Annotated in this window: 24 protein-coding genes; 10 read left to right on the top strand and 14 right to left on the bottom strand. The window is 69.2% G+C overall.

Annotated features, from left to right (window positions below):
- Window positions 1–7 precede the first annotated feature (7 nt).
- From JEQ17_RS32175 to JEQ17_RS32165, 3 genes are read right to left on the bottom strand one after another with little or no spacing between them, the layout of a single operon-like run.
- Window positions 8–868: an HAD family hydrolase gene (locus tag JEQ17_RS32175; protein ID WP_234048457.1), complete on the bottom strand. Its 861-nt coding sequence runs from the start codon at window positions 866–868 to the stop codon at window positions 8–10.
- Window positions 868–3,471 (bottom strand): phosphoribosyltransferase, encoded by a 2,604-nt coding sequence (locus JEQ17_RS32170; protein WP_200398441.1) that lies wholly within the window; start codon window positions 3,469–3,471, stop codon window positions 868–870. The genes JEQ17_RS32175 and JEQ17_RS32170 overlap by 1 nt, the downstream gene beginning before the upstream one ends.
- Window positions 3,472–3,526: 55 nt before the next feature.
- Window positions 3,527–4,693: an HpcH/HpaI aldolase/citrate lyase family protein gene (locus JEQ17_RS32165; RefSeq protein ID WP_200398439.1), complete on the bottom strand. Its 1,167-nt coding sequence runs from the start codon at window positions 4,691–4,693 to the stop codon at window positions 3,527–3,529.
- Between the two features lie 199 nt (window positions 4,694–4,892).
- On the opposite strand from JEQ17_RS32165, the gene JEQ17_RS32160 reads away from it, so the two are divergent.
- A complete protein-coding gene (locus JEQ17_RS32160; protein ID WP_200398438.1) occupies window positions 4,893–5,798 on the top strand; it encodes a TerD family protein in 906 nt (301 codons plus the stop codon).
- A 125-nt stretch (window positions 5,799–5,923) separates the two neighbouring features.
- Here the strand turns inward: JEQ17_RS32160 and JEQ17_RS32155 are convergent, their stop codons facing one another.
- The 6 genes from JEQ17_RS32155 to JEQ17_RS32130 all read right to left on the bottom strand — a co-directional run bounded on the left by JEQ17_RS32155 (window position 5,924) and on the right by JEQ17_RS32130 (window position 10,870).
- A complete protein-coding gene (locus JEQ17_RS32155; protein WP_200398437.1) occupies window positions 5,924–6,661 on the bottom strand; it encodes a TerD family protein in 738 nt (245 codons plus the stop codon).
- A gap of 105 nt (window positions 6,662–6,766) precedes the next feature.
- Window positions 6,767–7,912: a DUF475 domain-containing protein gene (locus JEQ17_RS32150; protein WP_200398436.1), complete on the bottom strand. Its 1,146-nt coding sequence runs from the start codon at window positions 7,910–7,912 to the stop codon at window positions 6,767–6,769.
- A 278-nt stretch (window positions 7,913–8,190) separates the two neighbouring features.
- A complete protein-coding gene (locus tag JEQ17_RS32145) occupies window positions 8,191–8,766 on the bottom strand; it encodes a TerD family protein (RefSeq protein ID WP_055617906.1) in 576 nt (191 codons plus the stop codon).
- Between the two features lie 134 nt (window positions 8,767–8,900).
- Entirely contained in the window at window positions 8,901–9,476 is a 576-nt protein-coding gene (locus JEQ17_RS32140; protein ID WP_055617911.1) for a TerD family protein, read from the bottom strand.
- A 187-nt stretch (window positions 9,477–9,663) separates the two neighbouring features.
- Window positions 9,664–10,122 (bottom strand): peroxiredoxin, encoded by a 459-nt coding sequence (locus JEQ17_RS32135; RefSeq protein ID WP_200398435.1) that lies wholly within the window; start codon window positions 10,120–10,122, stop codon window positions 9,664–9,666.
- A 310-nt stretch (window positions 10,123–10,432) separates the two neighbouring features.
- The gene (locus JEQ17_RS32130; RefSeq protein ID WP_055611766.1) at window positions 10,433–10,870 is read right to left on the bottom strand and encodes a DUF3052 domain-containing protein; all 438 of its coding nucleotides are present in this window, start codon (window positions 10,868–10,870) and stop codon (window positions 10,433–10,435) included.
- A gap of 508 nt (window positions 10,871–11,378) precedes the next feature.
- Here JEQ17_RS32130 and aceE point away from each other — a divergent pair.
- Window positions 11,379–14,126: a pyruvate dehydrogenase (acetyl-transferring), homodimeric type gene (gene aceE / locus JEQ17_RS32125; RefSeq protein WP_200398434.1), complete on the top strand. Its 2,748-nt coding sequence runs from the start codon at window positions 11,379–11,381 to the stop codon at window positions 14,124–14,126.
- 176 nt (window positions 14,127–14,302) lie between these two features.
- The gene (locus tag JEQ17_RS32120) at window positions 14,303–15,058 is read left to right on the top strand and encodes a potassium channel family protein (RefSeq protein ID WP_200398433.1); all 756 of its coding nucleotides are present in this window, start codon (window positions 14,303–14,305) and stop codon (window positions 15,056–15,058) included.
- A 151-nt stretch (window positions 15,059–15,209) separates the two neighbouring features.
- Here JEQ17_RS32120 and JEQ17_RS32115 read toward each other — a convergent pair whose 3' ends face one another.
- Window positions 15,210–15,518 (bottom strand): small hydrophobic protein, encoded by a 309-nt coding sequence (locus JEQ17_RS32115; protein ID WP_200398432.1) that lies wholly within the window; start codon window positions 15,516–15,518, stop codon window positions 15,210–15,212.
- Window positions 15,519–15,822: 304 nt separating this feature from the next.
- A complete protein-coding gene (locus JEQ17_RS32110) occupies window positions 15,823–17,442 on the bottom strand; it encodes an MFS transporter (RefSeq protein ID WP_200398431.1) in 1,620 nt (539 codons plus the stop codon).
- Between the two features lie 158 nt (window positions 17,443–17,600).
- On the opposite strand from JEQ17_RS32110, the gene JEQ17_RS32105 reads away from it, so the two are divergent.
- From JEQ17_RS32105 to JEQ17_RS32095, 3 genes are all read left to right on the top strand, one after another.
- A complete protein-coding gene (locus JEQ17_RS32105) occupies window positions 17,601–18,269 on the top strand; it encodes a TetR/AcrR family transcriptional regulator (protein ID WP_200398430.1) in 669 nt (222 codons plus the stop codon).
- Window positions 18,270–18,442: 173 nt separating this feature from the next.
- Window positions 18,443–19,666 (top strand): alpha/beta hydrolase, encoded by a 1,224-nt coding sequence (locus JEQ17_RS32100; protein WP_200398429.1) that lies wholly within the window; start codon window positions 18,443–18,445, stop codon window positions 19,664–19,666.
- A gap of 67 nt (window positions 19,667–19,733) precedes the next feature.
- Window positions 19,734–20,630, top strand: a complete 897-nt coding sequence (locus tag JEQ17_RS32095) for a DUF4429 domain-containing protein (protein WP_200398427.1) — start codon at window positions 19,734–19,736, stop codon at window positions 20,628–20,630.
- A 78-nt stretch (window positions 20,631–20,708) separates the two neighbouring features.
- On the opposite strand, the gene JEQ17_RS32090 is transcribed toward JEQ17_RS32095, so the two are convergent.
- Both JEQ17_RS32090 and JEQ17_RS32085 read right to left on the bottom strand, forming a co-directional pair.
- Window positions 20,709–21,725, bottom strand: a complete 1,017-nt coding sequence (locus JEQ17_RS32090; RefSeq protein WP_200398425.1) for an aldo/keto reductase — start codon at window positions 21,723–21,725, stop codon at window positions 20,709–20,711.
- Window positions 21,722–22,186 carry a MerR family transcriptional regulator gene (locus tag JEQ17_RS32085; RefSeq protein ID WP_200398424.1) on the bottom strand — a complete coding sequence of 155 codons (465 nt, stop codon included), beginning with the start codon at window positions 22,184–22,186 and terminating at the stop codon, window positions 21,722–21,724. Before JEQ17_RS32085 ends, JEQ17_RS32090 begins: the two co-directional genes overlap by 4 nt.
- 96 nt (window positions 22,187–22,282) lie before the next feature.
- On the opposite strand from JEQ17_RS32085, the gene JEQ17_RS32080 reads away from it, so the two are divergent.
- Window positions 22,283–22,753 carry a GNAT family N-acetyltransferase gene (locus JEQ17_RS32080; protein WP_200398422.1) on the top strand — a complete coding sequence of 157 codons (471 nt, stop codon included), beginning with the start codon at window positions 22,283–22,285 and terminating at the stop codon, window positions 22,751–22,753.
- Window positions 22,754–22,851: 98 nt separating this feature from the next.
- Entirely contained in the window at window positions 22,852–23,679 is an 828-nt protein-coding gene (locus tag JEQ17_RS32075; RefSeq protein ID WP_200398420.1) for a serine hydrolase domain-containing protein, read from the top strand.
- An 8-nt stretch (window positions 23,680–23,687) separates the two neighbouring features.
- On the opposite strand, the gene JEQ17_RS32070 is transcribed toward JEQ17_RS32075, so the two are convergent.
- On the bottom strand, window positions 23,688–24,341 hold the full coding sequence (locus JEQ17_RS32070; RefSeq protein ID WP_234048456.1) for a pirin family protein: 654 nt from the start codon (window positions 24,339–24,341) through the stop codon (window positions 23,688–23,690).
- Window positions 24,342–24,421: 80 nt separating this feature from the next.
- Here JEQ17_RS32070 and fasR point away from each other — a divergent pair, with 80 nt between their 5' ends.
- Window positions 24,422–25,627, top strand: a complete 1,206-nt coding sequence (gene fasR, locus JEQ17_RS32065; protein ID WP_189838055.1) for a fatty acid biosynthesis transcriptional regulator FasR — start codon at window positions 24,422–24,424, stop codon at window positions 25,625–25,627.
- An 89-nt stretch (window positions 25,628–25,716) separates the two neighbouring features.
- Entirely contained in the window at window positions 25,717–26,652 is a 936-nt protein-coding gene (locus JEQ17_RS32060; protein ID WP_200398418.1) for an ACP S-malonyltransferase, read from the top strand.
- The last annotated feature ends 22 nt before the right edge of the window (window positions 26,653–26,674 follow it).

Below are 26,674 nucleotides of genomic sequence, written 5' to 3'. Positions count from 1 at the left end.
GACAGCCCTACCGGGCCTCCCGCAGAAACTCCCTCAGGATCCGCTCGCCGGCGGCGACCCCCCGTTCCGGAAGGGCGGTGATCCCGGGCGCCGTCCACCCGGCGTCGGCCAGTTCGCCGTGGCCGGGGCGCCAGCCGCGGTCCGCGGCCAGGAGGAGGTCGGCGTCGAGGAGGGAGTCCCCGGCCGCGAGGGTGAGGGTCGCTCCCGTGCGGCGGGCGACCTCCCGCATCGCGGCGCTCTTGGTGAGCGGCTTCGGTACGGCGTAGATCTTGCGGCCCTGGAGGGAGACCGTCCAGCCGCGGTTCTCCGCCCAGACGGCCAGTTCCTTCACCCAGTCCTCGGGAAGCAGTTCGCGCTCGACGACGAGGTATACGAAGAGGTCCTCGGCGAGGCGGTGCTTGCGTACCCAGGCCGGGTCGGCGGTGGCCTCCATGTGCTCGCGCACCTCGTCGAGCGGGGCGCACTCGCGGGCGAGGCGCTCGGTCACCGAGGCATGCCAGTCGGGGTCCGTCGCACCGTCGACGAGCAGGTGGCCGCCGTTCGCGCAGATCGCGTACTTCGGGGCGGGGCCCGGGAGTTGGATGCGCTGGTACTGCTTGCGGGTGCGGGTGGTGGTCGGTACGAAGTCGGCCACGTCACCGAGTTCGGCGAGGAGTCCGGCCGCGGTCTCGGTCATGTAGGACAGCGGCTTGCTCTCGTGCACCTCGACGCTGAGCAGCCGGGGCGCCCGCGCGTCCGGCATGGTCAGGGCCAGTGCGGCCGAGGAGTAGATGAGCGTGCGGTCGAGATCGCTGGCGACCAGCACCTTGGGCGAAGGTGAAGAGGTGGGCAGCGAACCGGAGTTCGTCGTCTCGGCGGTGTTCGTCATCAGACCGTCACCGCCTTGCCGTCGGCACCGGTCGCTCCGCGCGTGTACTTGGGGTGGATCAACCCGACGCAGGTGTACGGGAGTTCGGCCACCTCCTCGACGGGTACGCCCCGCTGCTCGGCGAGCAGGCGTACATGGTCGAGGTCGGCGCCCGCTCCGGCCCGGGCGAGGATCTTCCAGGGGACGCGGCGCAGCAGCACGCGGGTCGCCTCGCCGACGCCCGGCTTGACGAGGTTCACGTCGTGGATGCCGTACTCCTCGCTGATCCGCTCGACCGCCGCCCAGCCCTCCCAGGTCGGGGTGCGGTCGGTGGCGAGCAGTTCCTTGACCCGGTCGTCCACCGCGTCGCCCACCTCGTCGAAGCGGGCGGAGACGGCGTCCAGGAATTCGACGGAGACGTCCACGTCGGCGAGTTCGCGGTAGAACTTCGCGCCGTGGTAGTCGTGCTCCCCGACCAGGTCGGCACGGAGGACCGTACGCGAAATGAGGCCGGAGACGGTCGAGTTGAGGCAGGCGGAGGGGATGAGGAAGTCCTCGCGGGTGCCGTAGGTGCGCACGCAGGAGCCGGGGTCGGCGAGGACCGCTATCTCCGGGTCGAAGCCGGTGATGCCGTCGGAGGCCTCGAACTCCTCGACGGCCTGGGTGAGTTCGCGGGTGATGGCGCCCTTGCCGGTCCAGCCGTCCACGAACACGATGTCGGCCGGGTCGTGGTGGGCGGCCAGCCAGCGCAGCGCGTTGGCGTCGATGCCGCGGCCACGCACGATGGAGACGGCGTAGTGCGGGAGTTCCAGGCCGTGCCGGTGCTGGGCCCAGCGGCGCATCAGGACGCCGACGGGGGTGCCGGCGCGGGCGAGCGACACGAGGACGGGGCGCGGCGACCGCTCGGCGAGCACGGTCTCCGTGACGACGCCGACGGCCTGGGCGATACGGGTGGCCGAGACGGCGAGCGCGTTGTGGAACAGCTCCTGGTACGCCTCGCTCGGCTGGTACTCCACCGGGAGCGACTCCGCGTAGTGGGCGCCGCCGCTCTGGATGGCCTCCTCGCGCTCCTCGGTCGGTGCCTCCAGCTTCGTGTCCGAGAGATCCTGCAGCAGCCAGCCGACCTCGTCAGGTGCGTACGAGGAGAAGTCGGGGCCACGGAGGGGCTCGGGCAGCATGGATGGCCTTTCAGTGGGCGACGCAGTGGACGGCCGTGCCGGCGCGTACGAGGGGACGACGGCGAGCAGCACGCTCGGCGTGTGCGCGGAGAGCCGCGCCAGGAGGCCGTCGGGAGCGTGCAGTTCGGGCGTGTCGGCGGCGGAGTCGACCACGGCGACGACGGCGTCGAAGCCGGCGCCCGCGACGTTGTAGGCGTAGCGCTCGCCTGGGCCGTCGGCGGGGTCGTCGTGGGCGGGGAAGACGAGCCGGGTGCGGATCGCGTAGCCGGGGTCGTCGACGGCGAGCACCGGGGAGCGGGTGGTCGTGGAGTAGCGGACCTCGGCGTCGGTCAGCTTCTCCAGGGCGACGCCGAGCCGCAGCGGCGCGTACATCAGTTCCTCGAAGCCGAGGACGAGGACGCGGCGGGCGTCGGACGGAAGCGCGTCGGCGATACGGGCCGCCATGGCGGGCAGGGCGCCCTCCAGGCGTACGCGGTGGTCGGGCGTGAAGCCGTGCCGTCCGCCGTCGGGTATCCCCGCGGGCCATCCCAGCTCGACACGGAGGACCGGCCGGGCGGGCTCCCCCTGGGCCTCTTGCGCTTCCCGCGCCTCCGAGGCGGAGGCCTGCGCCTCGGACTCGTACCGCGCGACCAGCGCCTGCCCCTTCTCCAGCACGCCCTCGGGGAGCCGTACGGTGCCGGAGGCGGCCGTCACGAGGTCCACTCGGGCGCCGATCTCGCGGGCGAGGTCGTCCAGGCGTCCGGAGTCCGCGGCCGAGCGCATGTCGACCAGGGCGACTATGACGTACCGGTCGCGCGGATAGCGTTCGTGCAGGTCACGGATGGTGTTGAGGATGGTGTTGCCGGTGGAGAACTCGTCGTCGACGAGGACCAGCGGGCCGTCGCCCGCCAGCAGGCCGGGGTTCTCCGGGAGCAGCAGGTGCGAGGTGGCGTGCGAGTGGGACTCCTCGAAGCCGCCCGCCCGTGCGACACCGTCGACCGGGCGCCGGGTCGAGTGGAGGCAGGGCGCGAGGCCCACACCGTCCGCGACGGAGTGTCCGAGCCCCGTGGCCGTCTCGGCGTACCCGAGGACGACGGCCCGGCGCGCCTCGTCCTCGCCGAGCAGGTCGCGCACCCGGAGGCCGAGCGCGAAGCCGTACCCGTACACCACGGCGGGCGACTGGGGTATGTGCTTGCCGAGCACGTGCGACACGAGCAGATGGGCCCGCTTGGGGTTGCGCCGCAGCGCGAGCCCGAGCAGCTCGCCGAGCCCCTCGTCCCCGACGAGTTCGACGCCGAGCCGCTCGGCGACCCAGCATCCGGACCAGATGTCACCGTCGGCTCCGCCCGGTGTCCCGGACGGGCTTCCGGCGCCGGGGACCGCGTCGGCCCCGGCCTTGGTCCCGGGGTGGAATCCGGTCGCCGACCAGACCCCTGCCCCGCCCCCGTCGTTCACAGCGTTGTTCATGGATTCCTTGGGTGTCGGCCGGTGTCAGTGAGCGTTGATGGGCGTGATGGGGCCGTCAGCCGGGGATTCCCGCGGCGAGCAGTTCCACGAAGCCGATGTCCTCGTTCGCGACGCCGAAGACCTCGGCCCGCTGGAGGGTGCGCTCGGCCCAGGCGCGGTGCGGCTTCACTTCGTTCATCTTGTTCGTGTACGCGGACCGCAGCACGCCCCCGCCGCCCCGCTCGGGCCGCAGGATGTCCTGCGCGTCGCTGAACTCCTCGTGGCTGACGACGGACAGCGCGTGCACGGGCAGGACGTGCGAGGGGTGGATGCAGGTCTTGCCCTGCAGTCCGTTGGCCCGGTCGAGGGAGATCTCCCGCAGCAGCCCGTCCATGTCATGCTCGATCAGCAGGGCACGCAGGTCCTCGGCCTCCGGGGTGAAGGGGCTGCGCCGCAGCTGGGGCTTGAACATGCGCTCCTGGACCCTGAAGTACTCCCACACGGGCCCGGTCACCGTGAATCCGGTGCCGTCGGCTCTGCCGAGGACGTTCACCACGTCCGCGATCACGGACGCGACGATCTGCACGTCGTACGCGGTCATGTCGGGCGCCCTGCGCAGTCCGTACGCGGAGCAGAAGTCGGTGACGCCGAGCCGCAGCGCGAGCACGCGGTCGCGGTACTTGTCGACGGCCCGGAAGATCCCGGCGAGGGTCTCCGCCCGCGACTCGCGGTACAGCAGATCGGGCGATTCCAGGACGGGCATCGCGAACAGCCGTCGTCCACTCGCGGCCTCGGCAGCGGTGAGCGCCTCCAGGAACGGGATTCCCCGCTCCTCGGTGAACTTCGGCAGTACGAATCCGGACAACAGGCGGACGGACGCGCCGAGCCGCCCGACCAGGTCGGGGATCTGCTCGGGCGCTCTGACCCGGACGAACAGCAGCGGAAGCTCGGTCTCCGGGCAGCGTTCGGCCAGGTCGGCGAATTGCCGGACCAGGTTCGCCTCCGCCTCGGGAACCTCCGCGTCGTCGATCGAGTCCTCCAGGCACAGCACCATCGAGACGACACCGCGCCCGGTCTGCTTGACGATGTCGTCGGCCAGCTTCGGCCTGGTGGCAGGGCTGTAGAGGGTGGCTCCGAGAGCCACGGCCAGCATTCTGGCCGGGGAGTCCGCGGTGAACACGCACGGCTCCTGGTGGAAGAGGCGCTCCCGCACCTCAGGGGCGATGTGCCCGAAATGACGCATGAGTCTCCCCCGGGGCGGCTAGGTGGCCTGACGATATGTGGCCGGTAATAGTACGTAGAGATCCATGTCAAGGGTTCCCACCGGGCATGAAATTCAGGTAACGCAGGCAAACACCATTGTGTCTTCCCTCCGCGGATCGGGCCGGTCGGGAAGTCACCCCGCGTTGTCGTGACCAGGACCGAGAAGGCAGGATGACCGCATGACGCACGCGATGCTGAAGGGGTCGAACGTCCCGCTGGACGCCACTGCGGTGCGCGCCGTGCTGCGCTGGACACCGGGACGGGGTGTCCCGGACGTGGATGCCTCGGCGCTGCTCCTCGGCCTCGACGGTCGTGTGCGGTCCGACGAGGACTTCGTTTTCTACAACCAGCCCCGGCATCCCTCGGGCAAGGTCTGGCGACTCGGCAAGAAGCGCGTGAACGAGGGTCTCGCCGAGGGACTCACCGACACGATTCAGTCGGATCTCGTCGGCGTTGACAATGGAGTGGGACGAATTCTCCTTGTCGCTTCCGCCGACGGCGTCACCTTCGACCGGGTCAGCGCCCTGCGGATCCTGCTGTACGACGCAGTACTCGGGGACGCCGAGCCGGTGGCGTACTTCGACATCAAGCCACAGACCGGCGAGGAGACCGCGCTGGTGTGCGGCGAACTGTACCGGCGCGGCGAGGGCTGGAAGTTCCGGGCGCTCGGCGAGGGCTATACGAACGGCCTGCAGGGGCTGGCGTCGGACTACGGCATCTCGGTGGACGAGTCCGAGGGCGGGGACCAGTCGGCGTCCGCGCTGCCCGGCCCGCCCGCCGGTGCGCAGCCGCTGCCGCCCGAGCAGCACACGCAGCTGCCCCCGATGCCCCAGCAGCCGTCGTACGGCTATCCACCGGCCGCCGCGGGTCCGGAGCCCACCCGGCAGCAGCCGCCGGCCGCGCAGCCCGCGTACGGCTACCCACAGCCCACCAGCCAGCCCGCCTACGGCTACCCGCAGACGGCCCCGTCCCAGCCCGCTCCGGCAACGGCCCAGTCCGGCTACGGCTACCCCCAGCCGGTGACCCCCCTCCCCGACCCGGACTTCAGGCTGCCCCCGCAGGGCCCCCAGTTCATCGGCCGCTAGGGGCGCCCCGCGCCCTTCAGGGGTGCGGGGAACTGCGCGACAAGCCACGGACAAGCCGCGGCCGCCACCGAACCTGACACCCCGAGCTCCGAGGCGCCTCCGCCGAGCCCAACGGCACCGCGTGGTCAGCGGTCGGCTTTCGTCTTATAACCGCGACCCCACTGGAGCCCCCAGCCGTAGAGCCGGTCCAGCTCGGCCTGGAACCCGTACACGAACTTCACCTCGCGACGCACCACCAGTTCGTTCTTGATGTTCTCGATCATGACCACCGCGCAGGACCTGGCCTGGGAGTGCCGCTCGTCGAGGCCGATCTCGATCCGGGGGCCGTTGCTCGGGAAGAGCGTCACGATCGCGTGCGTACGGTCGAAGGCGGGGGTCTGGTCGTAGATGTAGACGAAGACCAGGAGCCGCTTTATCTGCTCGCGGTGGTCGAGGTTGACGAAGATCGTCTCGCCGGAGCCGGAGCCGAAGCGGTCGTCACCGCTGAGTTTCACGTACGGCGCGCCGTTGAGCTCGCCCAGGAAACCGCCCAGTGGCTGGACCACTCCCTTGGTGCCGTCCGCGAGCTCGTACATGCAGCCCAGGTCGAGGTCGACGTTGACCATGCTCTGGGTGTGCGCCTGCACCACGTCCGGCTTGAACGCCTTGAAGGGGTGGCGCAGCAGGCTGTCCCGCTGGGACCCGCCTATGTCGGAGGTGCGCATCCGCCAGGACAGGTTGATGCGGAGGTTGCCGGTGGCCGCGCCTTGCTTGGTGAGCGAGATGGTCTGGTTCCGTTTGGTCAGTTCGATGGCGTTGGTCGCCGCGCTGCCCGAGTCGAAGTCTGTCGACCGTCCGCGCCACAAGCCTTCCCAGAAGCTCATTCCCGCCCCCACGCTTCCCTGTTCACCTCGATGAATGCGCCGGGGCGGCCGCGAGGAATCCCTCGACGGCCGCCCCTCACAGAGCGTTCCTCACTCGGAGCCGTGTCACACCCCGGACGAGATCTCAGCCTTGTCGTCCGAGGCCTCAGCTTTTCCCTCTGCGGCCGCGATTGCTCGGTTGCGGCGGACGGAGGACCAGAAGGACCAGGCGATCAGGACGACACCGATGAGGCCGGTGATGATCTCGTTGACCTCGAAGCGGATCGTGATGAGCAGGATGCCGGCGAGGGCGCCGATCGCGTAGTGCGCGCCGTGCTCCAGGTAGACGTAGTCGTCGAGGGTGCCCTGGCGGACCAGGTAGACCGTGAGCGACCGGACGTACATGGCGCCGATGCCGAGGCCGAGGGCCATCAGGATGATGTCGTTCGTGATCGCGAAGGCGCCGATGACGCCGTCGAAGGAGAACGACGCGTCCAGGACCTCGAGGTACAGGAACATGAAGAAGGCGGCCTTGCCGACGAGCGCCCCCGCGGAGACCTGCTTGCCGCTGCGCTTGGCCTCCTCCTCCTGCTCGTGCTCGCGCTCCTCCGCTTCCTCGAGACGGTTCTCGAAGAAGCCGGAGAGCCCGCCGACCACGAGGTAGGTGACGAGGCCGGCGAGGCCGGAGAGCAGGACCGTCTCCGCCTTGTCGGCGGACCCGGCGTGCAGGTGGGCCTTCGGGGCGAGGTACAGCGCGGTGATCAGCAGGATGATCATGGCGATGCAGGCCGACAGCATGTCGACCTTGCCGAGCTTGGCCAGCGGGCGCTCCAGCCAGCCGAGCCACTTGATGTCACGGTCCTCGAAGATGAAGTCGAGGAAGATCATCAACAGGAACATGCCACCGAAGGCGGCGATCGACGGGTGGGCGTCGGTGACCAGTTCCTGGTAGCGGTCGGCGTCGTTGAGCGCCAGGTCGACCGCCTCGATGGGGCCGAGCGAGGCGCTGATCGCGACGATCACGACCGGGAAGACGAGCCGCATTCCGAATACGGCGATCAGGATGCCGATGGTGAGGAAGATCTTCTGCCAGAAGGCACTCATCTTCTTCAGGATTCCGGCGTTGACCACAGCGTTGTCGAAGGACAGCGAGATCTCGAGGATGGACAGGATCAGCACGATCCCGAACGCGGTCCATCCGTCGATCAGCACCGCTGCGACCAAGCCGAGCGCGGTGACCGCGAACGACCAGCCGAAGGTTTTCAGAACCACTGGCTACCCAATCGTGAGTATGGGGGGCTATCCCCGGACGAAGTCCGGAGGGGGTTTCCCCCCGCCGTACCCGGCTTTACGAAACATTGACCACAAAGTCTAGAGGGACGCCCCCTCGGACGAGAGGGCCGGGCCACCCCACCCGGAGAGTCGCAGGTCCAGAGGGTGCGGACGCCAGTGACGCGCCTTCCGCCCCGCCCGCCACACTGCTTTCGGTGCATGGCGGGCGATGGTCTCTCCTTCGGTCACCGGGGGCACCTTCCCCGGATCCGGCGGCCCTACGAGACGTTGACCCCGAAGTCCAGGGCGATGCCCCGCAGTCCGGACGCGTACCCCTGTCCCACCGCGCGGAACTTCCACTCGGCGCCGTAGCGGTAGACCTCGCCGAAGATCATCGCGGTCTCCGTGGAGGCGTCCTCGGAGAGGTCGTAGCGGGCGAGCTCCTGGCCGTCGGCCTGGTTGACGACCCGGATGAAGGCGTTGCTGACCTGACCGAAGGTCTGGCCGCGGTTGTCGGCGTCATGGATCGAGACCGGGAAGACGATCTTGTCGACGTTGGCGGGCACCTTGGAGAGGTCGATCAGGAGGGATTCGTCGTCGCCGTCACCCTCACCCGTGAGGTTGTCCCCGGTGTGCTCGACCGAGCCGTCAGGGCTCTTGAGCTGGTTGTAGAAGATGAACCACTCGTCACCGAGCACCCGCCCCGAGTTGCACAGCAGCGCGCTGGCATCGAGGTCGAAGTCTGCTCCGGTGGTCGAGCGTGCGTCCCAGCCGAGCCCGATCATCACCTGTGTGAGGTTCGGTGCGGCCTTGGAGAGGGAGACATTGCCCCCCTTGGCGAGCGTGACGCCCATGATCCTTGTCCTCCCCGGTCAAGCCATTGGGTTGTCGAGCACGTCCGGCGCCGCACTAGGAGTGTGCGACGCCGGACGGAAAAAAGGTGAAGCGGTTGAAGCTGCCCGGGGCCGGACGACGACCCCGGGGTGGCTCAGACGTTGACGCCGAAGTCCTGCGCGATGCCGCGCAGACCTGAGGCATACCCCTGACCGATGGCACGGAACTTCCACTCCGCACCGTGGCGGTACAGCTCGCCGAAGACCATCGCGGTCTCCGTGGAGGCGTCCTCGGAAAGGTCGTACCGGGCGATCTCCGCCTCGCCCGCCTGGTTCACGACGCGGATGAACGCGTTGCGCACCTGGCCGAACGACTGCTGGCGGTTCTCGGCGTCGTAGATCGAGACCGGGAAGACGATCTTCTCGATGTCGGCCGGGACGCCGGCGAGGTTGACCTTGATCTGCTCGTCGTCGCCCTCGCCCTCACCTGTGGTGTTGTCACCGGTGTGCTCGACCGAGCCGTCGGGGCTCTTCAGGTTGTTGAAGAACACGAAGTTGGCGTCACTGCTGACCTTGCCCTCCGCGTTCGTCAGGATGGCGCTGGCGTCCAGGTCGAAGTCGGTACCGGTGGTGGTGCGAATGTCCCACCCCAGACCGATGATGACCGCGGTCAGTCCCGGGGCCTCCTTCGACAGCGATACGTTGCCGCCCTTGCTGAGGCTGACTCCCACGAGTCCTCCCATTGGTGTCCAGGGGCGGTGCGCCCCGTAGTGCGTTGGTATCGGATCAACGTGTCGATCCTAGTGAGGGGTTCCCCACCGCCGCAGGCCCTGGGCGTGAAGAATCCCAGAGTGTCGGCATCACAGGCCGGTCACGGAGCGGGGATCGTGCCGGGATCCCGGCACGATCCCGGCGGGATCACAGGCTGTCGAGCGCCGTCACGTACTCGTTCAGGTCACGGGCGTCCGGCAGGGCGTTGACGACGGTCCAGCGGACGACGCCCTCCTTGTCGATGACGAAGGTGCCGCGCACGGCGCAGCCCTTGTCCTCGGCGAAGACCCCGTACGCGCGCGAGACCTCGCCGTGCGGCCAGAAGTCGGACAGCAGCGGGTACTCCAGGCCCTCCTGCTCGGCGAAGACGCGCAGGGTGTGGATGGAGTCGTTGGAGACGGCGAGCAGCTGGGTGTCGCGGTCGGAGAACTTCGGCAGGTTGTCACGCAGGGCGCACAGTTCGCCCGTGCAGACGCCGGTGAAGGCGAAGGGGTAGAAGAGCAGCACCACGTTCTTCGCGCCGCGAAAGTCGGAGAGCTTCACGGTGGCGCCGTGGTTGTCCTTCAGCTCGAAGTCCGGGGCCTTGTCGCCGACCTCGATCGTCATGGTCCTGCATCCCTTCCGTGGGCCGTTCGGGTCCCCCACCCTACGCAGAAACCTCTTTTCGCCCCCGCCGCCCCTACCCATTCCCGTCCCTTTTCAGGGGCTCCGCCCCCGAACCCCCATAAAGACTGCGCAGTTCCCCGCGCCCCTAGGTACCTGGGGGCCTAGGTACCTAGGGGCGCGGGGAACTGCGCGACAAGCCCCCACCGGACCCGCACCCGAAATCGCACCCGCACCCGCACCCGCACCCGCCAACGAAAAACGGGGGCCCAGGGGTGCCAACCCCTGAACCCCCGCCCAACTCAGCGGAGCGTCACCGCTTTGACTTGGCCGCCTTCGGCGTAGCCAGCCGGGTCCCGCTCCAGTCCTTCCCCACGCTGATGCTCTTGGTCTGGGACAGACCCGCGGTCGTCGCGGCTTCCGCGATGTCGCTGGGCTCCACATACCCGTCTCGGCCGGTCTTCGGCGTCAGCAGCAGGACGGCGCCGCCCTCTTCGACGTACGTGGTGGCATCCACCAGCGCGTCCGTCAGGTCGCCGTCGTCGTCACGGAACCAGAGCACTACGGCGTCGGCGACGTCGTCGTACTCCTCGTCCATGAGCTCGCTGCCGATGACTTCTTCAATGGCCTCGCGGAGCTCCTGGTCGACGTCGTCGTCGAAGCCGATCTCCTGGACCACCTGCTCGGGCTGGAATCCCAGCCTGGTGGCCAGGCTCGTCCGCTCCTCCGCGTGGTCCGCGGTCGCGCTCACGGGTTGCCTCCTGATCATGTTCGGTAATGGGGTCTCCCCCTGCTCGGGCGAAGCCTGGAGCTTGGGGAAGTTCAAGCCACGCGCGTGCGCGAAGCATTGGCCGTAGTCCACACGGGCGGGGCGGATCGCGCAAGTACCCGGCCGTCGGGACCGCCGAAACGGTGACGATCCCGACCGTGTCGCCGCAACTCCAGGCAGAGAATCCTGGCCATTGGTGACGCACACCACACCAATCTGCCCCATTTGTGGATTTACGAACCCTACGAGGGTACGGGACTCGAAAGGCTTTGCGGTACGCGTCACGGGTCGGGCGTATCGTTGCGATTTGCCTGGCCCGCCCTTGGGGAGACGGGACGAACGTCTCGGTTACCTCTCGGTAGAGATGACGTTTCCGCCCCCGAGGTACACGATGGGGAACGGTGCAGAGACCCAGGTAACCAGAGAGACCCCCCAAGAAAAAACCGAGAAAAACCGAGAAAAAGCGGCCCCCTGAGAGCGAAGGAACAGCGTGGCTTCCGGACCCGATCGCAACCCGATCATCATTGGCGGCCTTCCGAGTCAGGTCCCTGACTTCGATCCAGAAGAGACCCAGGAGTGGCTCGACTCCCTCGACGCCGCCGTCGACCAGCGGGGCCGGGAGCGCGCCCGCTATCTCATGCTGCGGCTGATCGAACGGGCCCGCGAGAAGCGCGTGGCCGTGCCGGAGATGCGCAGCACGGACTACGTCAACACCATCGCCACCAAGGACGAGCCGTTCTTCCCCGGCAACGAGGAGATCGAGCGCAAGATCCTCAACGCGACCCGCTGGAACGCGGCCGTGATGGTGTCCAGGGCGCAGCGCCCCGGAATCGGCGTCGGCGGCCACATCGCCACCTTCGCGTCCTCCGCCTCCCTCTACGACGTGGGCTTCAACCACTTCTTCCGTGGCAAGGACGAGGGCGACGGCGGCGACCAGATCTTCTTCCAGGGGCACGCCTCCCCCGGCATCTACGCACGCGCGTTCATGCTGGACCGGCTGAGCGAGCAGCAGCTCGACGCCTTCCGCCAGGAGAAGTCGAAGGCGCCGAACGGCCTGTCGTCGTACCCGCACCCGCGGTCGATGCCGGACTTCTGGGAGTTCCCGACGGTCTCGATGGGCCTCGGTCCGCTCGGCGCGATCTTCCAGGCGCGCATGAACCGCTACATGGAGGCGCGCGGTATCGCGGACACCTCCAAGTCCCACGTTTGGGCGTTTCTCGGTGACGGCGAGATGGACGAGCCCGAGTCGCTCGGCCAGCTGTCCATCGCCGCACGCGAGGGCCTGGACAACCTCACCTTCGTCGTCAACTGCAATCTGCAGCGGCTCGACGGTCCGGTGCGCGGCAACGGAAAGATCATCCAGGAGCTGGAGTCGCAGTTCCGCGGCGCCGGCTGGAACGTCATCAAGCTGGTCTGGGACCGCAGTTGGGACCCGCTGCTCGCGCAGGACCGCGACGGCGTGCTCGTCAACCAGCTGAACACCACGCCCGACGGACAGTTCCAGACGTACGCCACCGAGACGGGCGCGTACATCCGCGACCACTTCTTCGGTCACGACCACCGGCTGCGGGCGATGGTCGAGAACATGACCGACGACCAGATCCTGCACCTGGGCCGCGGCGGTCACGACCACAAGAAGGTCTACGCGGCCTACGCGGCGGCCAAGGCGCACTCCGGTCAGCCGACCGTGATCCTCGCGCAGACGGTCAAGGGCTGGACGCTCGGCCCGAACTTCGAGGGCCGCAACGCCACGCACCAGATGAAGAAGCTGACGGTCGCCGACCTCAAGGGCTTCCGCGACCGGCTGCACCTGCCGATCTCCGACCAGGAGCTGGAGTCCGGCGCGCCGCCGTACTACCACCCGGGCCGGAACTCGGAGGAGATCCAGTACATGCACGACCGCCGCAAGGGGCTCGGCGGGTACGTCCCGACGCGCGTCGTGCGGTCGAAGCCGCTCGCACTGCCCGAGGACAAGACGTACGCGAGTGTGAAGAAGGGTTCGGGTCAGCAGTCGATCGCCACCACCATGGCGTTCGTCCGGCTGCTCAAGGACCTCATGCGGGACAAGGAGATCGGCAAGCGGTTCGTGCTGATCGCGCCCGACGAGTACCGCACGTTCGGCATGGACTCGTTCTTCCCGAGCGCGAAGATCTACAACCCGCTCGGCCAGCAGTACGAGGCCGTGGACCGCGACCTGCTCCTCGCGTACAAGGAGTCGCCGACCGGGCAGATGCTGCACGACGGCATCTCCGAGGCGGGCTGCACGGCCTCGCTGATCGCGGCCGGCTCGGCCTACGCGACGCACGGCGAACCGCTCATCCCGGTGTACGTCTTCTACTCGATGTTCGGATTCCAGCGCACCGGCGACCAGTTCTGGCAGATGGCCGACCAGTTGTCGCGCGGCTTCGTACTGGGCGCGACCGCCGGTCGTACGACTCTGACCGGTGAGGGTCTGCAGCACGCGGACGGACACTCGCAGTTGCTCGCCTCGACGAACCCGGGGTGTGTCGCGTACGACCCGGCCTACGGGTTCGAGATCGCGCACATCGTGCAGGACGGGCTCCGGCGGATGTACGGCTCGTCCGCCGAGCACCCGCACGGCGAGGACGTCTTCTACTACCTCACCGTCTACAACGAGCCGATCCAGCACCCCGCCGAGCCGGAGGGCGTGGACGTCGACGGCATCCTGAAGGGCATCCACCGCTTCGCGGAAGGCACTTCGGGTTCCATCCCGGCACAGATCATGGCGTCCGGCGTCGCCGTGCCGTGGGCCGTCGAGGCCCAGCGGATCCTCGCCGAGGAGTGGAACGTACGGGCCGACGTCTGGTCTGCGACCTCCTGGAACGAGTTGCGGCGCGAGGCCGTCGAGGTGGAGCGGCACAATCTGCTGCACCCCGAGGAGGAGCAGCGGGTTCCCTATGTGACGCGGAAGCTGTCCGGGGCGCAGGGGCCGTTCGTGGCCGTCTCCGACTGGATGCGGTCGGTTCCGGACCAGATCGCCCGCTGGGTGCCGGGGACGTACCAGTCGCTGGGTGCCGATGGGTTCGGCTTCGCCGATACCCGGGGGGCTGCTCGGCGGTTCTTCCACATCGACGCGCAGTCGATCGTGGTGGGGGTGCTGACTGAGCTCGCGCGTGAGGGCAAGGTTGATCGGTCCGTGCTCAAGCAGGCGATTGATCGGTATCAGTTGTTGGATGCGGCTGCCGCGGATCCGGGTGCCGCGGGTGGAGATGCGTAGCGCTCCGCGCCGGGCTCGGTTGTCGGCTGCGGGTGCGTGGGGGCTGGTCGCGCAGTTCCCCGCGCCCCTAAAAGCCAAAAGACAGGGGCGCGTCTGACCAGGTGCGTCTAGCACAGTGCGGTGGGGGTGGTGGGCCGTGGGCTCGCCACCCCTTTCGCGTTTTCTACTATGCGCGCATGAAGCAGCAGTCGGCGCAGGACCGTTGGGAGCAGCGTACGCAGCGGCCCTTGTTGGGGCTCGCGGTGGCGTTTGCCGTTGCCTATGCCGTGCCGATCGTGTGGCCCGAGGCCGACCGGGAGGTGACCTCCTGGTGCACGAGGGTGGAGTGGGCGGTCTGGGGGTTGTTCGCCCTGGACTATCTCGTACGGCTCGTTCTCACCGAGCGGCGGCGGGAGTTCGTCCGTACGCACTGGCTCGATCTGTGCGCGGTGCTGTTGCCGCTCATCCAGCCGATGCGGCTGCTGCGGCTCGTCTCCACATTGCTGCTCGTCGGGCAGCGGGCCCGGATGGCGCCGCAGATACGGCTGACCACGTATGTCGTGGGTGCGGTGGTGGCGCTGCTGATGTTCGGCTCGCTCGCCGTGCTGTCCGTCGAACGGGAGTCGCCAGAGGGCAACATCAGGACGCTGGGTGACGCGGTGTGGTGGTCCTTCACCACGATGACGACCGTGGGGTACGGCGATCACGCTCCGACCACCGGGCTCGGGCGGATGATAGCGGTCGGGCTGATGCTGTCCGGGATCGCTCTTCTCGGTGTCGTGACCGCCAATATCGCCGCGTGGTTCATATCGCGGTTCGAGTCGGACGATGTGGAGGAGCGGCGGCAGACCGCGGCGATCGAGGCACTGGCGGAGGAGGTACGCGCCCTGCGGGCGCAGGTTGCCGCGTTGTCCGACTCGGCGTCTGTCGTTGCGGAGGAGCGGTTGAGTTGAGCGGTGTGTGTTTGTTCGTCGGGTGCGGGTGCGTGGGGGCTGGTCGCGCAGTTCCCCGCGCCCCTAAAAGACGAGGCCGTTTTTAGGGGCGCGGGGAACTGCGCGACCAGCCACGGACGACCCGCAGACGACGCACAACCGCACGGTCCTGCTAGAACATCCCGCTGCCCGGGCCCGCCGTTCCGGCCATCCAAACGATCGCCAGGATCGTGTCAATCGCGCCGAGTACGAGCGCGATCACCGCCGGCAGTGGGCGGGCGCCGTTCCAGCGGCGTCCCATGGCCAGCCATCCGCAGACGATCGCCAGTGGGCCGAGGATGATCCCCAGCACGAAGAAACCGGCGACCGCGCAGATGACTCCGATGATTCCGAGCGTCGCGCGGTCCGGCCCGCTCCGTGACCCCGTACGGCGACGTGAGCGAGGGTGCTTGCGCGTGGTGTGACCGAAGCCCGCCATCATCAACTCCCTGGACCTCTGAGCCGGCCGCATATCGGCCGGTTCGGGCTCGGAAGCCGGGTACCCCGGTCCCTTCGGTTCAGACCCGTACTTTCTCTCCCCCGGCTTCCGCGGCGCGCTGCCCCCCTCCGGCAGCGCGCCCCGGCCTCACCGAACTGCCCGTTCCCCACGGATCAGTTGAGAGCACTCTGACCTGCGGCGCGACCGATATGAAAGTCATACGGAACGGCGTCACCCTGATAGGCGAAAGCCCCGCCGAGTGAACTCGGCGGGGCTGGGCCCGAGATGGCGGAGAAGGGTGGGCGGACTAGATGTGCCCGACTCCCGCGCCCGCTTCCGCGTTGGCTCCCCGCTTGGTGAGGAAGGCGACGAAGATGGCCACGAAGGCGACACCGGCCGCGACGAGGCTCGCCAGGCTCATGCCGGAGATGAACGTGTCGTGCGCGACGCCCGTGATCTTCTCGGCGAGCTCGGGCGGCGTGCCCGGTGCCACCGGCGCCGCGCCGACCTGGACCGCCTCCTTGGCCTGGTCGAACTGGACCGGGGTGAGCTGCGGAAGGCCCGCGTCCGCCCAGTTGCCCGCGAGGTCGCCGTCGACCTTGGAGGCCATCACGGCACCCAGGACCGCCGTACCGAGGCTGCCGCCGATCTGCATCGCGGCCTGCTGAAGACCACCGGCGACACCGGAGAGCTCCATGGGCGCGTTGCCCACGATGACCTCCGTGGCACCGACCATGACCGGTGCGAGGCCGAGACCGAGGAGCGCGAACCAGATCGACATGAGGCCGCTGCTCGTGTCCGTCTCCAGCGTCGACACACCGAACATGGCGATGGCCGTGAGCGCCATACCGCCCGCGAGCGGGATGCGCGGTCCCGTCTTGGTGATCATCGCGCCGGCCAGGGGCGAGCCGACGATCATCATGCCGGTGAGCGGCAGCAGATGCAGACCCGCGTCGATCGGGCTCATCCCGTGCACGTTCTGCAGGTAGAAGGTGACGAAGAACAGGCCGCCCATGAAGGCGATCGCCATGAGCACCATCAGGACCACACCGGCCGACAGCGCCACGGAGCGGAAGAGCCCGAGCGGGATGAGCGGCTCGCTCACCCGGTTCTCCCAGAACGCGAACAGTCCGAAGCCGAGTACGGAGACGGCCAGGAACGACCACGTCAGCGCATCTCCCCAGCCCCACTCCGGAGCCTTGATGAGCGCCCAGACCAGGCAGAACATGGCGCCGGACAGCAGGGCGATACCGGGGAGGTCGAACGAGCGCGGCGCGTTCTCCGCGCGGTGGTCGGTGAGGATCACCACGCCGAGGACGACCGCGATGATGCCGACCGGCACGTTGATGAAGAAGACGGACTGCCAGCTGACGTGCTCGACGAGCACACCGCCGAGGATCGGACCGCCGGCCGTGGAGGCGCCGATGACCATGCCCCAGATGCCGATCGCCATGTTCAGCTTCTCGGCCGGGAAGGTGGCGCGCAGCAGACCGAGCGCGGCCGGCATCAGCAGTGCGCCGAACAGACCCTGGAGCACTCGGAAGACGACCACGAAGGCGATGCTGTCGGAGAGGCCGATGGCCCCCGAGGCCGCCGCGAAGCCGACCACACCTATCAGGAAGGTCTGCCGGTGGCCGAACCGGTCACCGAGCTTGCCCGCCGTGATCAGCGTGACGGCGAGCGCGAGGAAGTAGCCGTTGGTGATCCACTGGACGTCCGCGAAGCTGGCGTTCAGGTCCTTCTGGATGGCCGGGTTGGCGATGGCCACGATGGTGCCGTCCAGCGCCACCATCATCACGCCCACGGCCACGGTGAACAGGGTGTACCAAGGGTGGCCGCGCAGCCCCTTGCCCGGGGTCGGACCGGAGGCGGCGGGCGGAGCCTTGTCGGCCGGGCCGGTCGTGTCGACGGTGGTCTGACTAGTCATGCATCGAGGCTAATGACAGCCACTGACAGTTGACAAACCAATTCACAAGTCGGTAACTGTCACGTCACTCACGGATAGGCTCAGCTGGTCGAACGGACACCTGCGGCGCGCCGGAGGGACGAAACAGACGCAGAAGGACGAAGACGGGAAGAGGTTCCATGGACACGGCGTCACGGCCGGGACTGCGCGAGCTCAAGAAGCAACGCACCCGGGACGCCCTGGTGCGGGCCTCACTGGAACTGTTCACGACCCAGGGGTACGAGCGGACGACCGTCGACGAGATCGTCGAGGCGGTCGACGTCTCGCAGCGCACGTTCTTCCGGTACTTCGCGGGCAAGGAGGACGCCGCCTTCGCCGTCCAAGAGATGGCCGAGTCGCATTTCGTCGAGGCGGTGCGCGGGCGCCCTCCCCACGAGGCCCCGCTGGAGGCGCTGCGTCAGGCCGTCATGGCGAGCTGGGACACCATCGGTGAGGCCATCGAGGCCGTCATCCCGCTCGAACTGCACATGCGCGCCTTCCAGTTGATCGAGTCGACGCCGGCGCTGCTCGCCGCCCACCTGCGCCGTCAGGAGGGGCTGGAGGAGGAACTCGCGCGAGTGATCGCTGAGCGTGAGGGCCTGGACGTGGACACCGATCCGCGGCCGCGCGTGGCCATGGCCGTTTTCGGCGGGGTGATGCGGCTGACGGGCCGGCTCTGGGGCGCGGGCGAGGACTTCAGCGTGGCGGCGATGCGTGAGCTGACCGCCTCTTATCTCGATCAGGTGGGGCCCGCGCTGGCGGAGAACTGGCATACGGACGGCGGGAACGACCATACGGACACTGAGTGACGACAGTCGCACGCAGAGTCGAACTCCGCGCTCGACAGGGCGAGTCACTCACCTACACAGGGTGACCGAACGACTCAATATGCGCCCGGTTTTACCCAATTACCCCTCCTGAAACGTGATCCGCCTCACTCGGTTAACGCGAGACACTCCCGTTCTCCTAGTGTGTCCTTTCAGTGACTTCCTTCGACTCCACCCCCCAACTGAACGTCTGGCGCATGTTGCTCGCGCTGGCCGTGGTGTTCGTGATGCTCGGGACCACCGGCTGGACAGCCGTGCGCAACCACCGGGGCGCGACCACACCGCTCGCGGCGTCGCTGTCCGCCTGGGAACGCGGTCACATAGGCGGACATCGCCTGCCCGACCCGGACGACACGAAGCCCGCCCGGCTGGCCCACTTCTTCGCCTCGCTCGACGCGCGGCAGCGGGCCCGGCTCGCCGCCCGCTATCCGCTGGCGGTCGGCAACATGAACGGGGCGCCGGTACAGCTCCGCTACCGCGCCAACCACATCGCCCTCGACCAGGCACGCAAGGTCGAGCTCAAACGCATGCACGACGACCGGCTCTCACCGACCGGACAGCACGAGGCCGGGCGCCGGATGCACCGGTACGAGGACCTGATGAGCGGCGAGCGACACATCCTCGCCTTCGACCCGATGGGCTCGGGCCGGGTCGCGGAGGTCTTCGGCGACCTGGACAGGGCCGAGCGGGTCTCGGTCGTGGTGCCCGGCGTCGACACCAACCTCCTGACCTTCCAGCGCACCAACCGGACGTACTCGGCGCCCGTCGGCATGGCGAAGTCGCTCCACAGCGCCGAGCGGGCCGCGAGCCCGGAGACTCGTACGGCCGTCATCGCCTGGGCCGACTACACGGCGCCCAGCGGACTCGGCATGGACGCGGCCACCGGGATTCGCGCCGAGGAGGGCGCGGTCCGGCTCAACGCCCTGGTCCGGGCCCTGCCCGGACGCTCCGGGGTGGCCCTGTACTGCCACAGCTACGGCTCCGTGGTCTGCGGCGTCGCCGCGCACTCGCTGCCCTCCCGGGTCTCCGACATCGCGGTGGCGGGCAGCCCCGGTATGCGGGTCGAGAGGGCCGCGCAGCTGCACACCTCCGCCCGGGTGTGGGCCGTACGGGACGCCGACGACTGGATCGAGGACGTACCGCATCTGGAGGTCGGCGGGCTCGGTCACGGGGCCGATCCGATGTCCGCGGAGTTCGGCGCGCGGGTGCTGTCGGCCCGGGGCGCCCGGGGACACACCGGGTACTTCGTGCCCGGCACCGACAGCCTGCGGAACTTCGCCGAGATCGGGATTGGCGCGTACCGCGCGGTGCGCTGCGCCCAGGAGGATGACGTGTGCCGGGAGGGTTTGTCCGACACGGCTGAAGTCGGACGCGCGTAGAGAACGAAGAAAGTGCGGTCTGCTCAGGGAGGGGACTACGAAGCGCATGCCGCATACGATGGCCCGCATGGGTGACGTACTGGCCGGATTTCATGCCGCCTGGGAGTTCGAGTCCGACTCCGTGCTCATCCGCTTCGAACGGGGGATCCGCACGCCGAGGCTGTTCCAGGCGCTCGGTGAGCGCCGCATCCCGCTCGACGCGATCGCGGCGGTGACGCTGACGCCCGGCAAGCGCGGGACGGTCGTCCTGCGCGCCGAGCCGAGACCGGGAGCGGATCCGCTCATGGAGGCGGCCGCGGGACAGCTCAAGGACGCGTCCGACCCCTATCGCCTGGTACTGCCCGCCGAGCGGGAGACGCTCGCCGAGTACTACGCGGACGAACTGCGGGCGATGCTCCCGAGCAAGGACGCGGGTCCCGCCGAGCGGTATCTGGTGCGGCCGCCCGAGACGCCGCTGCAGTTCAAGGCGTACGACGGGAAGGCCTCCTTCGACGGGAAGTCCGTGCACTTCCGGTGGTTCTGGACGGGGGCGTCCTCCGCCAAGTGGAAGGCCGGCGACCAGAGTTTCGCCGTGTCCGACCTGTGTGGTGTCGAGTGGCGCTCGCCCGAGGTCTTCGAGGGGCATCTGCGGCTGCTTCGGCGTGATGCGGGGGTTGCGCAGCCGGCTCAGGCGGATCAGGATCCGGCCGCCGTTGTCTTCGGGCTGGGGTACGGGCCGGTTCATGAGTCGTTGCCGTTCGCGGCGTCCGTGCTCGCGGCGGTTCGGACCGGTGGGTCTTCTGCCCTGCCCGAGAGTCCTGCTGGGGCCGTGACCGGGGCGGGGGCCGATGCCGGTGCCGGGCCTCGGCGGGATCCGGCCGACATCGCCGACCGGATCCGGCATCTTGGGGAGCTTCATGAGGCTGGGCTCGTCACGGATGAGGAGTTCTCCGTGAAGAAGGCGGAGTTGCTGGCCGAGCTGTGAGGTGTGAGGGGCTGGGGGTCGGTTGTCGGCTGCGGACCATCGTGGCTTGTCGCGCAGTTCCCCGCGCCCCTGAAGGGGCTACTCCCGGCCCGCCGATACGAACGTCATGTCCGCGTAGCGGTTGCCTGATACCTGGGCGGCGATCCCGTCCAGTACTCCCAGGTCGTCCTCGCTCAGGACGATGCGGGTGGCTGCCGTGTTCTCCTCGATCCGGGTGCGCCTGCGGGTGCCCGGGATGGGGACGACCGGGAGGTCGTGGACGGACGCCTGCTGGTGGACCCAGGCCAGGGCGATCTGGCCCGCGGAGGCGTCGTGGGCCTTCGCCACCGCCCGGATCGGCTCCAGGAGGGCCGCGTTCGCCGCCGCGTTGTCGCCGGTGAAGCGGGGCTGCTGACGGCGGAAGTCGCCCGCGGTGAGCTCCGTGTCGGCGTTTGTGAAGGAGCCGGTGAGGAAGCCCCGGCCGAGCGGGGAGTACGGGACGAGGGTCACGCCCAGTTCGCGGGCCGCCGGGACCACGCCCGCCTCGATGTCCCTGCTGAACAGCGACCACTCCGACTGGACGGCCGCGATCGGGTGCACCGTCTGCGCGGCACGGAGTTCGCCGCCCGTGACCTCGCTGAGGCCGAGCTGCTTGACCTTGCCCTCGCGGACCAGCTCGGCCATGGCGCCGACGGTCTCCTCGATGGGGACGTTCACGTCACGGCGGTGCATGTAGTAGAGGTCGATCACCTCGACGCCCAGCCGCTTGAGGCTCGCCTCCACGGCCTGCCTGATGTACGGCGGGTCGTTGCGGATGATCCGCTTCGTCGGCTCGTCCGGCGGGATCGTCATGGCGAACTTGGTCGCGATGACGACCTCGTCGCGGTGCGCCCGGAAGAACGGTGCCAGGAACTCCTCGTTGTCCCCCTGGCCGTACACGTCCGCCGTGTCGTAGTGCGTCACGCCGAGTTCCAGTGCGCGCTCCAGCGTGGCCCGGGCCTCGTCGGCGTCCGTCGGGCCGTACGCGAAGCTCATGCCCATGCAGCCGAGGCCCTGTACCCCGACCTCCGGGCCGCCCGTGCCGAGCTGTGCCTTCGCGATCCTGCTGTCCGTCATCGGGACCTCTCCGACGCCAGGGCCCGCCCGGCGTCCGCATAGAAATTGATCTTCCGGTCGAGCACCGCGAGGGTGTCCTGGAGCTCGGCGATCCGCGCCCGGACGTCCCGGCGGGTGGCTTCGAGCAGCTCGAAGCGGTCGGCGTACGTGTGGTCGCCCTCGCGCACCATCTCCGCGTACCGCACCATCCCGGCGACCGGCATTCCGGTCAGCCGCAGCTTGCCGACGAGGTCGAGCCAGTCGAGGTCGCGGTTGCTGTAGCGGCGCTGGCCGGTGTGCGAGCGGTCGATGTGGGGCATCAGCCCGATCCGCTCGTACCAGCGGAGGGTGTGCGCCGTCAGGCCGGTGAAGGCGACGACCTCGCTGATCGTGTACTGGTCCTGGCCGTCCGGACGCCGGGCCGCGTGCGGCGGGCCGGCACAGGTGTCGTTCCTGGTGTCCGTGGTCTCCATCACCGTCATGGCCTCAACGCTAAAACCTTGGAGTGCACTCCAAGCAAGCGGATTCCGATGAAATTCCGACGACATCGGCCGGGGTCCGTGGCTACCGTGCCGATCATGAGTCTTGTACGTCGTGCCGTGCCCGAGGACGCCGAGGAACTCCTTCGACTGCGCCAGGTGATGATCGACTCCATGGCCGGCGCGGACACGTCCACCGACTGGCATGCCGAGTCCCTGACCACCGTACGGGGGCGGCTGGCCGATCCCGACGGGGGTTTCGCCGCGTTCGTCGTCGATCACCCCGAGCGGGTGGGGGTGCTGGGGGCGCTTGTCGTGGGGACGGTGGAGTACCGGATCGGGCGGGCCGGGAATCCGCACGGGCGGATCGGCTACGTGTTCAGTGTCGCGAGCGACCCCGAGGTGCGGCGGCGGGGGTATGCGCGGGCCTGTATGGAGGCGTTGATCGCGTGGTTCCGGGAGGAAGGGGTCGGGCAGATCGATCTGACTGCTTCGGCGGAGGCCGCGCCGCTGTATGCGTCCATGGGGTTTGTTCGTACGCCTGATCCTTTGATGCGGCTTCGGTTCTGAGCTGCGGGCCCGGTGGGGGCTTGTCGCGCAGTTCCCCGCGCCCCTGAAGGGGTGCTGCCCTGAACCGGGGCCATCACCGTGGTCGTAGGCTCTTGTGCATGTCTTTGGAGAGTCTCGCCCTCATCGAGAAGTGGCCCGTCCCAACCGTTGCCGCGGCCGTCGTGCGGGCGGACGGCACCGTGCTCGGCAGCCATGGGCCCGTCACTCAGCGGTTCGCGCTGGCGTCCGTGACGAAGCCCCTCGCCGCCTACGCCGCCCTTGTCGCGTACGAGGAAGGGGCCGTCGAGCTGGATGAGCCCGCCGGGCCCGAGGGGTCCTCCGTGCGGCATCTGCTCGCGCACACCAGTGGGCTGGCTTTCGACGAGCATCGGGTGACGGCGGCGCCGGGGGTGCGGCGGCTGTACTCCAATGCCGGGTTCGAGCAGTTGGGGGATCACATCGCGAAGGCGACGGAGATTCCCTTCGGTGAGTATCTGAAGCAGGCGGTCCTCGAACCGCTCGGGATGACGTCGACGGCCCTCGACGGCTCGCCCGCGAAGGACGGGGTCTCGACCGTCGACGATCTGGTGCGGTTCGCCGCCGAGGTGCAGGCGCCGCGGCTGCTCGATCCGCGGACCGTCGCGGAGGCGATGACCGTGCAGTACCCGGGGACGAAAGGCGTCCTGCCGGGGTACGGGCACCAGAACCCCAACGACTGGGGCCTCGGCTTCGAGATCAGGGACTCCAAGTCGCCCCACTGGACGGGGAGTTCGTCCTCGCCGCGCACCTTCGGGCACTTCGGGCAGTCGGGTACGTTCCTGTGGATCGACCCCGATGCCGGAGCGGCCTGCGTGGCGCTGACGGACCGGGCCTTCGGGCCGTGGGCCGTCGAGGTGTGGCCCGCCTTCACGGACGCGGTGCTGGCCGAGCTCTCCAGCACCCCGTAAGAGGCTCCCTACGCCATCTCCCAGAACAGCAGCTCCGCCCCGTCCCTGGCGACCGCCTCCAGGTCCTTCGCGTCCGTGATGCGGGCCGCGTCCCCGGGGCTCAGCACCCAGCTGTCCAGCAGGACTTCGCCGCGTACGACATGTGCGTACACGAACGGCGCGTCCGGGACGGCGGTGCGCTCGCCCGGCGCCAGGCGGCGTACGTGAAGTATCGCGGCCGCCTCCGGGACGGCGTACGGGGTGGAGTCGGCGATGCCGTGGACGACCTCGTACGCGGGGTCGCCGCCCGGCTCCAGCGGGGCCAGCCACATCTGGACGAAGAGCAGTGGCGTGTCCCCGTCGTTGCGTTCGATGTGGCGGACCCCGCCCGCCGAGCTGAGGCGCTGGACGTCACCGGGGCCCACGACCGATTCGTGGCCGGCCGTGTCGCGGTGGGTCAGCTCGCCCTCGACGACCCAGGTGACGATCTCGGTGTGGCTGTGCGGGTGCTCGTCGAAGCCGGCGCCGGGTGCGAGGTGCTCCTCGTTGCAGGCGATGACCGCGCCGAAGCGGAGGTTGTCCGGGTCGTAGTGCGGGCCGAAGGAGAAGGCGTGCAGGGACTCGATCCCGGCCGCCGGGTCGCCTCCGCGGTAGCGCTCGTCGGCGCGCCGTACGTCCATCACGGACCCACCGTAGACCCGTCGGACGGGCCGTCCGAGACCCTCCGCCGCATACTCCCGTCCTGATAAGGCAGTCTTGTCCCGTGCCCGAACCCGAATCCAGCAACACCGAACGCGCCGCCCGCGCCGCCCATGCGCACGCCGCGACCCTGAAGCGGCTGGAGAAGTCGTCCGGCAGTCTCGCGGCCCAGGCGATCGCACGCATGGACGAGACGCTGCCGTGGTACCGGGCGATGTCCCCGGAGAACCGGTCGTGGATCGGCCTCGTCGCCCAGGCCGGTATCGCCGCGTTCAAGGAGTGGTTCCGGCATCCGGACGCTCCCCAGGCGATCTCCACGGACGTCTTCGGCACCGCGCCGCGCGAGCTGACCAGGGCGATCACCCTGCGCCAGACCGTCGAGATGGTGCGCACCACGATCGAGGTGATGGAGAGCGCCATCGACGAGGTGGCCGCTCCCGGTGACGAGTCGGTGCTCCGCGAGGCGCTGCTCGTGTACGCGCGGGAGATCGCCTTCGCGACCGCCCAGGTGTACGCGCAGGCCGCCGAGGCGCGCGGTGCCTGGGACGCCCGGCTGGAGTCCCTGGTCGTGAACGCTGTCCTCTCCGGGGAGGCCGACGAAGGTGCGGTGTCCCGAGCCGCGGCGCTCGGCTGGAACTCTCCCGAGCATGTGTGCGTGGTGCTGGGCACGGCACCCGACGGTGACAGCGAGCTGACGGTCGAGGCCATCCGGCGGGCGGCCCGGCACGCCAAGCTCCAGGTGCTGACCGGGGTGCTCGGGGACCGGCTGGTCGTCATCGCGGGTGGCAGCGACAATCCGCTCGGTGTCGCGAAGTCCCTGATCGGGCCGTATGCCGCGGGACCCGTGGTGGCCGGTCCGGTCGTGCCCGACCTGCTCGCCGCGACCCGCTCCGCGCAGGCCGCCGCCGCCGGACTCAAGGCGTGTTTCGCCTGGCAGGACGCCCCGCGGCCGGTTCTGGCGGACGATCTGCTGCCGGAGCGCGCGATCGCCTCGGACCCCTCTGCTCGTGAACAGCTGGTGGAGGAGATCTACAGACCACTGGAAGAAGCGGGGTCCGCTCTCCTGGAGACGCTGAGCGTCTATCTCGAACAGGCGAGCAGTCTCGAAGGTGCGGCCCGGATGCTCTTCGTGCACCCCAACACCGTGCGCTACCGGCTTCGACGTGTGACTGACGTCACCGGCTGGTCGCCCTCGGATGTACGTTCGGCGTTCACGCTGCGGATCGCGCTGATCCTGGGGCGTCTGGCCGATGGAGATCCCCAGCTCTAGGCTTTTGTCGGGGCCCTACAATTCCCCCTCCTGTTCTTCGTCCCTGTCCCCACGGGCGGCGGTGCCCGTCCACAAGAGAGAGTGTGAGAGTGCTCGTACTCGTCGCTCCCGGCCAGGGCGCCCAGACGCCCGGCTTCCTGACTCCCTGGCTCGACCTCCCCGGTGTCCGCGGTGCCCTTGAGGCGTGGTCCGACGCCGTGGAGCTCGACCTGATCCGTTACGGCACCGAGGGGGACGCGGAGGAGATCCGTGACACCGCGGTGGCGCAGCCGCTCCTGGTCGCGGCCGGACTGACCTCGGCGTACACGCTCTTCGACGACCCCGCCCAGCTGCCGCTCAAGGTCGGCGCCGTCGCCGGACACAGCGTGGGCGAACTGACCGCCGCCGCGCTCGCCGGGGTACTCCCCGACGAGGAGGCCGTCCGCCTCGTCCGCCTCCGCGGGCTGGCCATGGCGGAGGCGACCGCCGCCACCGCCACCGGAATGTCGGCGCTGCTCGGCGGCGACCCGGAAGTGACGATCCCGCACCTGGAGAAGCTCGGTCTGACCCCGGCGAACGTGAACGGCGCCGGCCAGATCGTGGCCGCCGGCACGCTGGAGGAGCTGGCCGCCCTGGAGGCCGACAAGCCCGAGGGCGTACGTCGCGTGGTGGCCCTGAAGGTCGCGGGCGCGTTCCACACGCACCACATGGCCCCGGCGGTCGACGCCCTCGGCCGCGCCGCGGCCGAGCTGTCTCCCGCCGACCCGACGGTCACGTACGTGTCGAACAAGGACGGGCAGGCCGTCGCCGCGGGCTCCGAGGTGCTGGCCCGGCTGGTCGGCCAGGTCGCCAACCCGGTCCGCTGGGACCTGTGCATGGAGACCTTCAAGGAACTCGGCGTGACCGCGCTCCTGGAGGTGTGCCCCGGCGGCACCCTGACCGGTCTCGCCAAGCGCGCGCTGCCCGGCGTGAAGACGCTGGCGCTGAAGACACCCGACGACCTCGACGCGGCTCGCGAGCTCATCGCCGAGCACGCCTCCGCCTGAGCGCGTAAGGAGCCGACAGAGC

It is taken from the genome of Streptomyces liliifuscus (genome assembly GCF_016598615.1).
Classification (GTDB): domain Bacteria; phylum Actinomycetota; class Actinomycetes; order Streptomycetales; family Streptomycetaceae; genus Streptomyces; species Streptomyces liliifuscus.
This window is presented reverse-complemented; position numbering and strand designations above follow the sequence as displayed.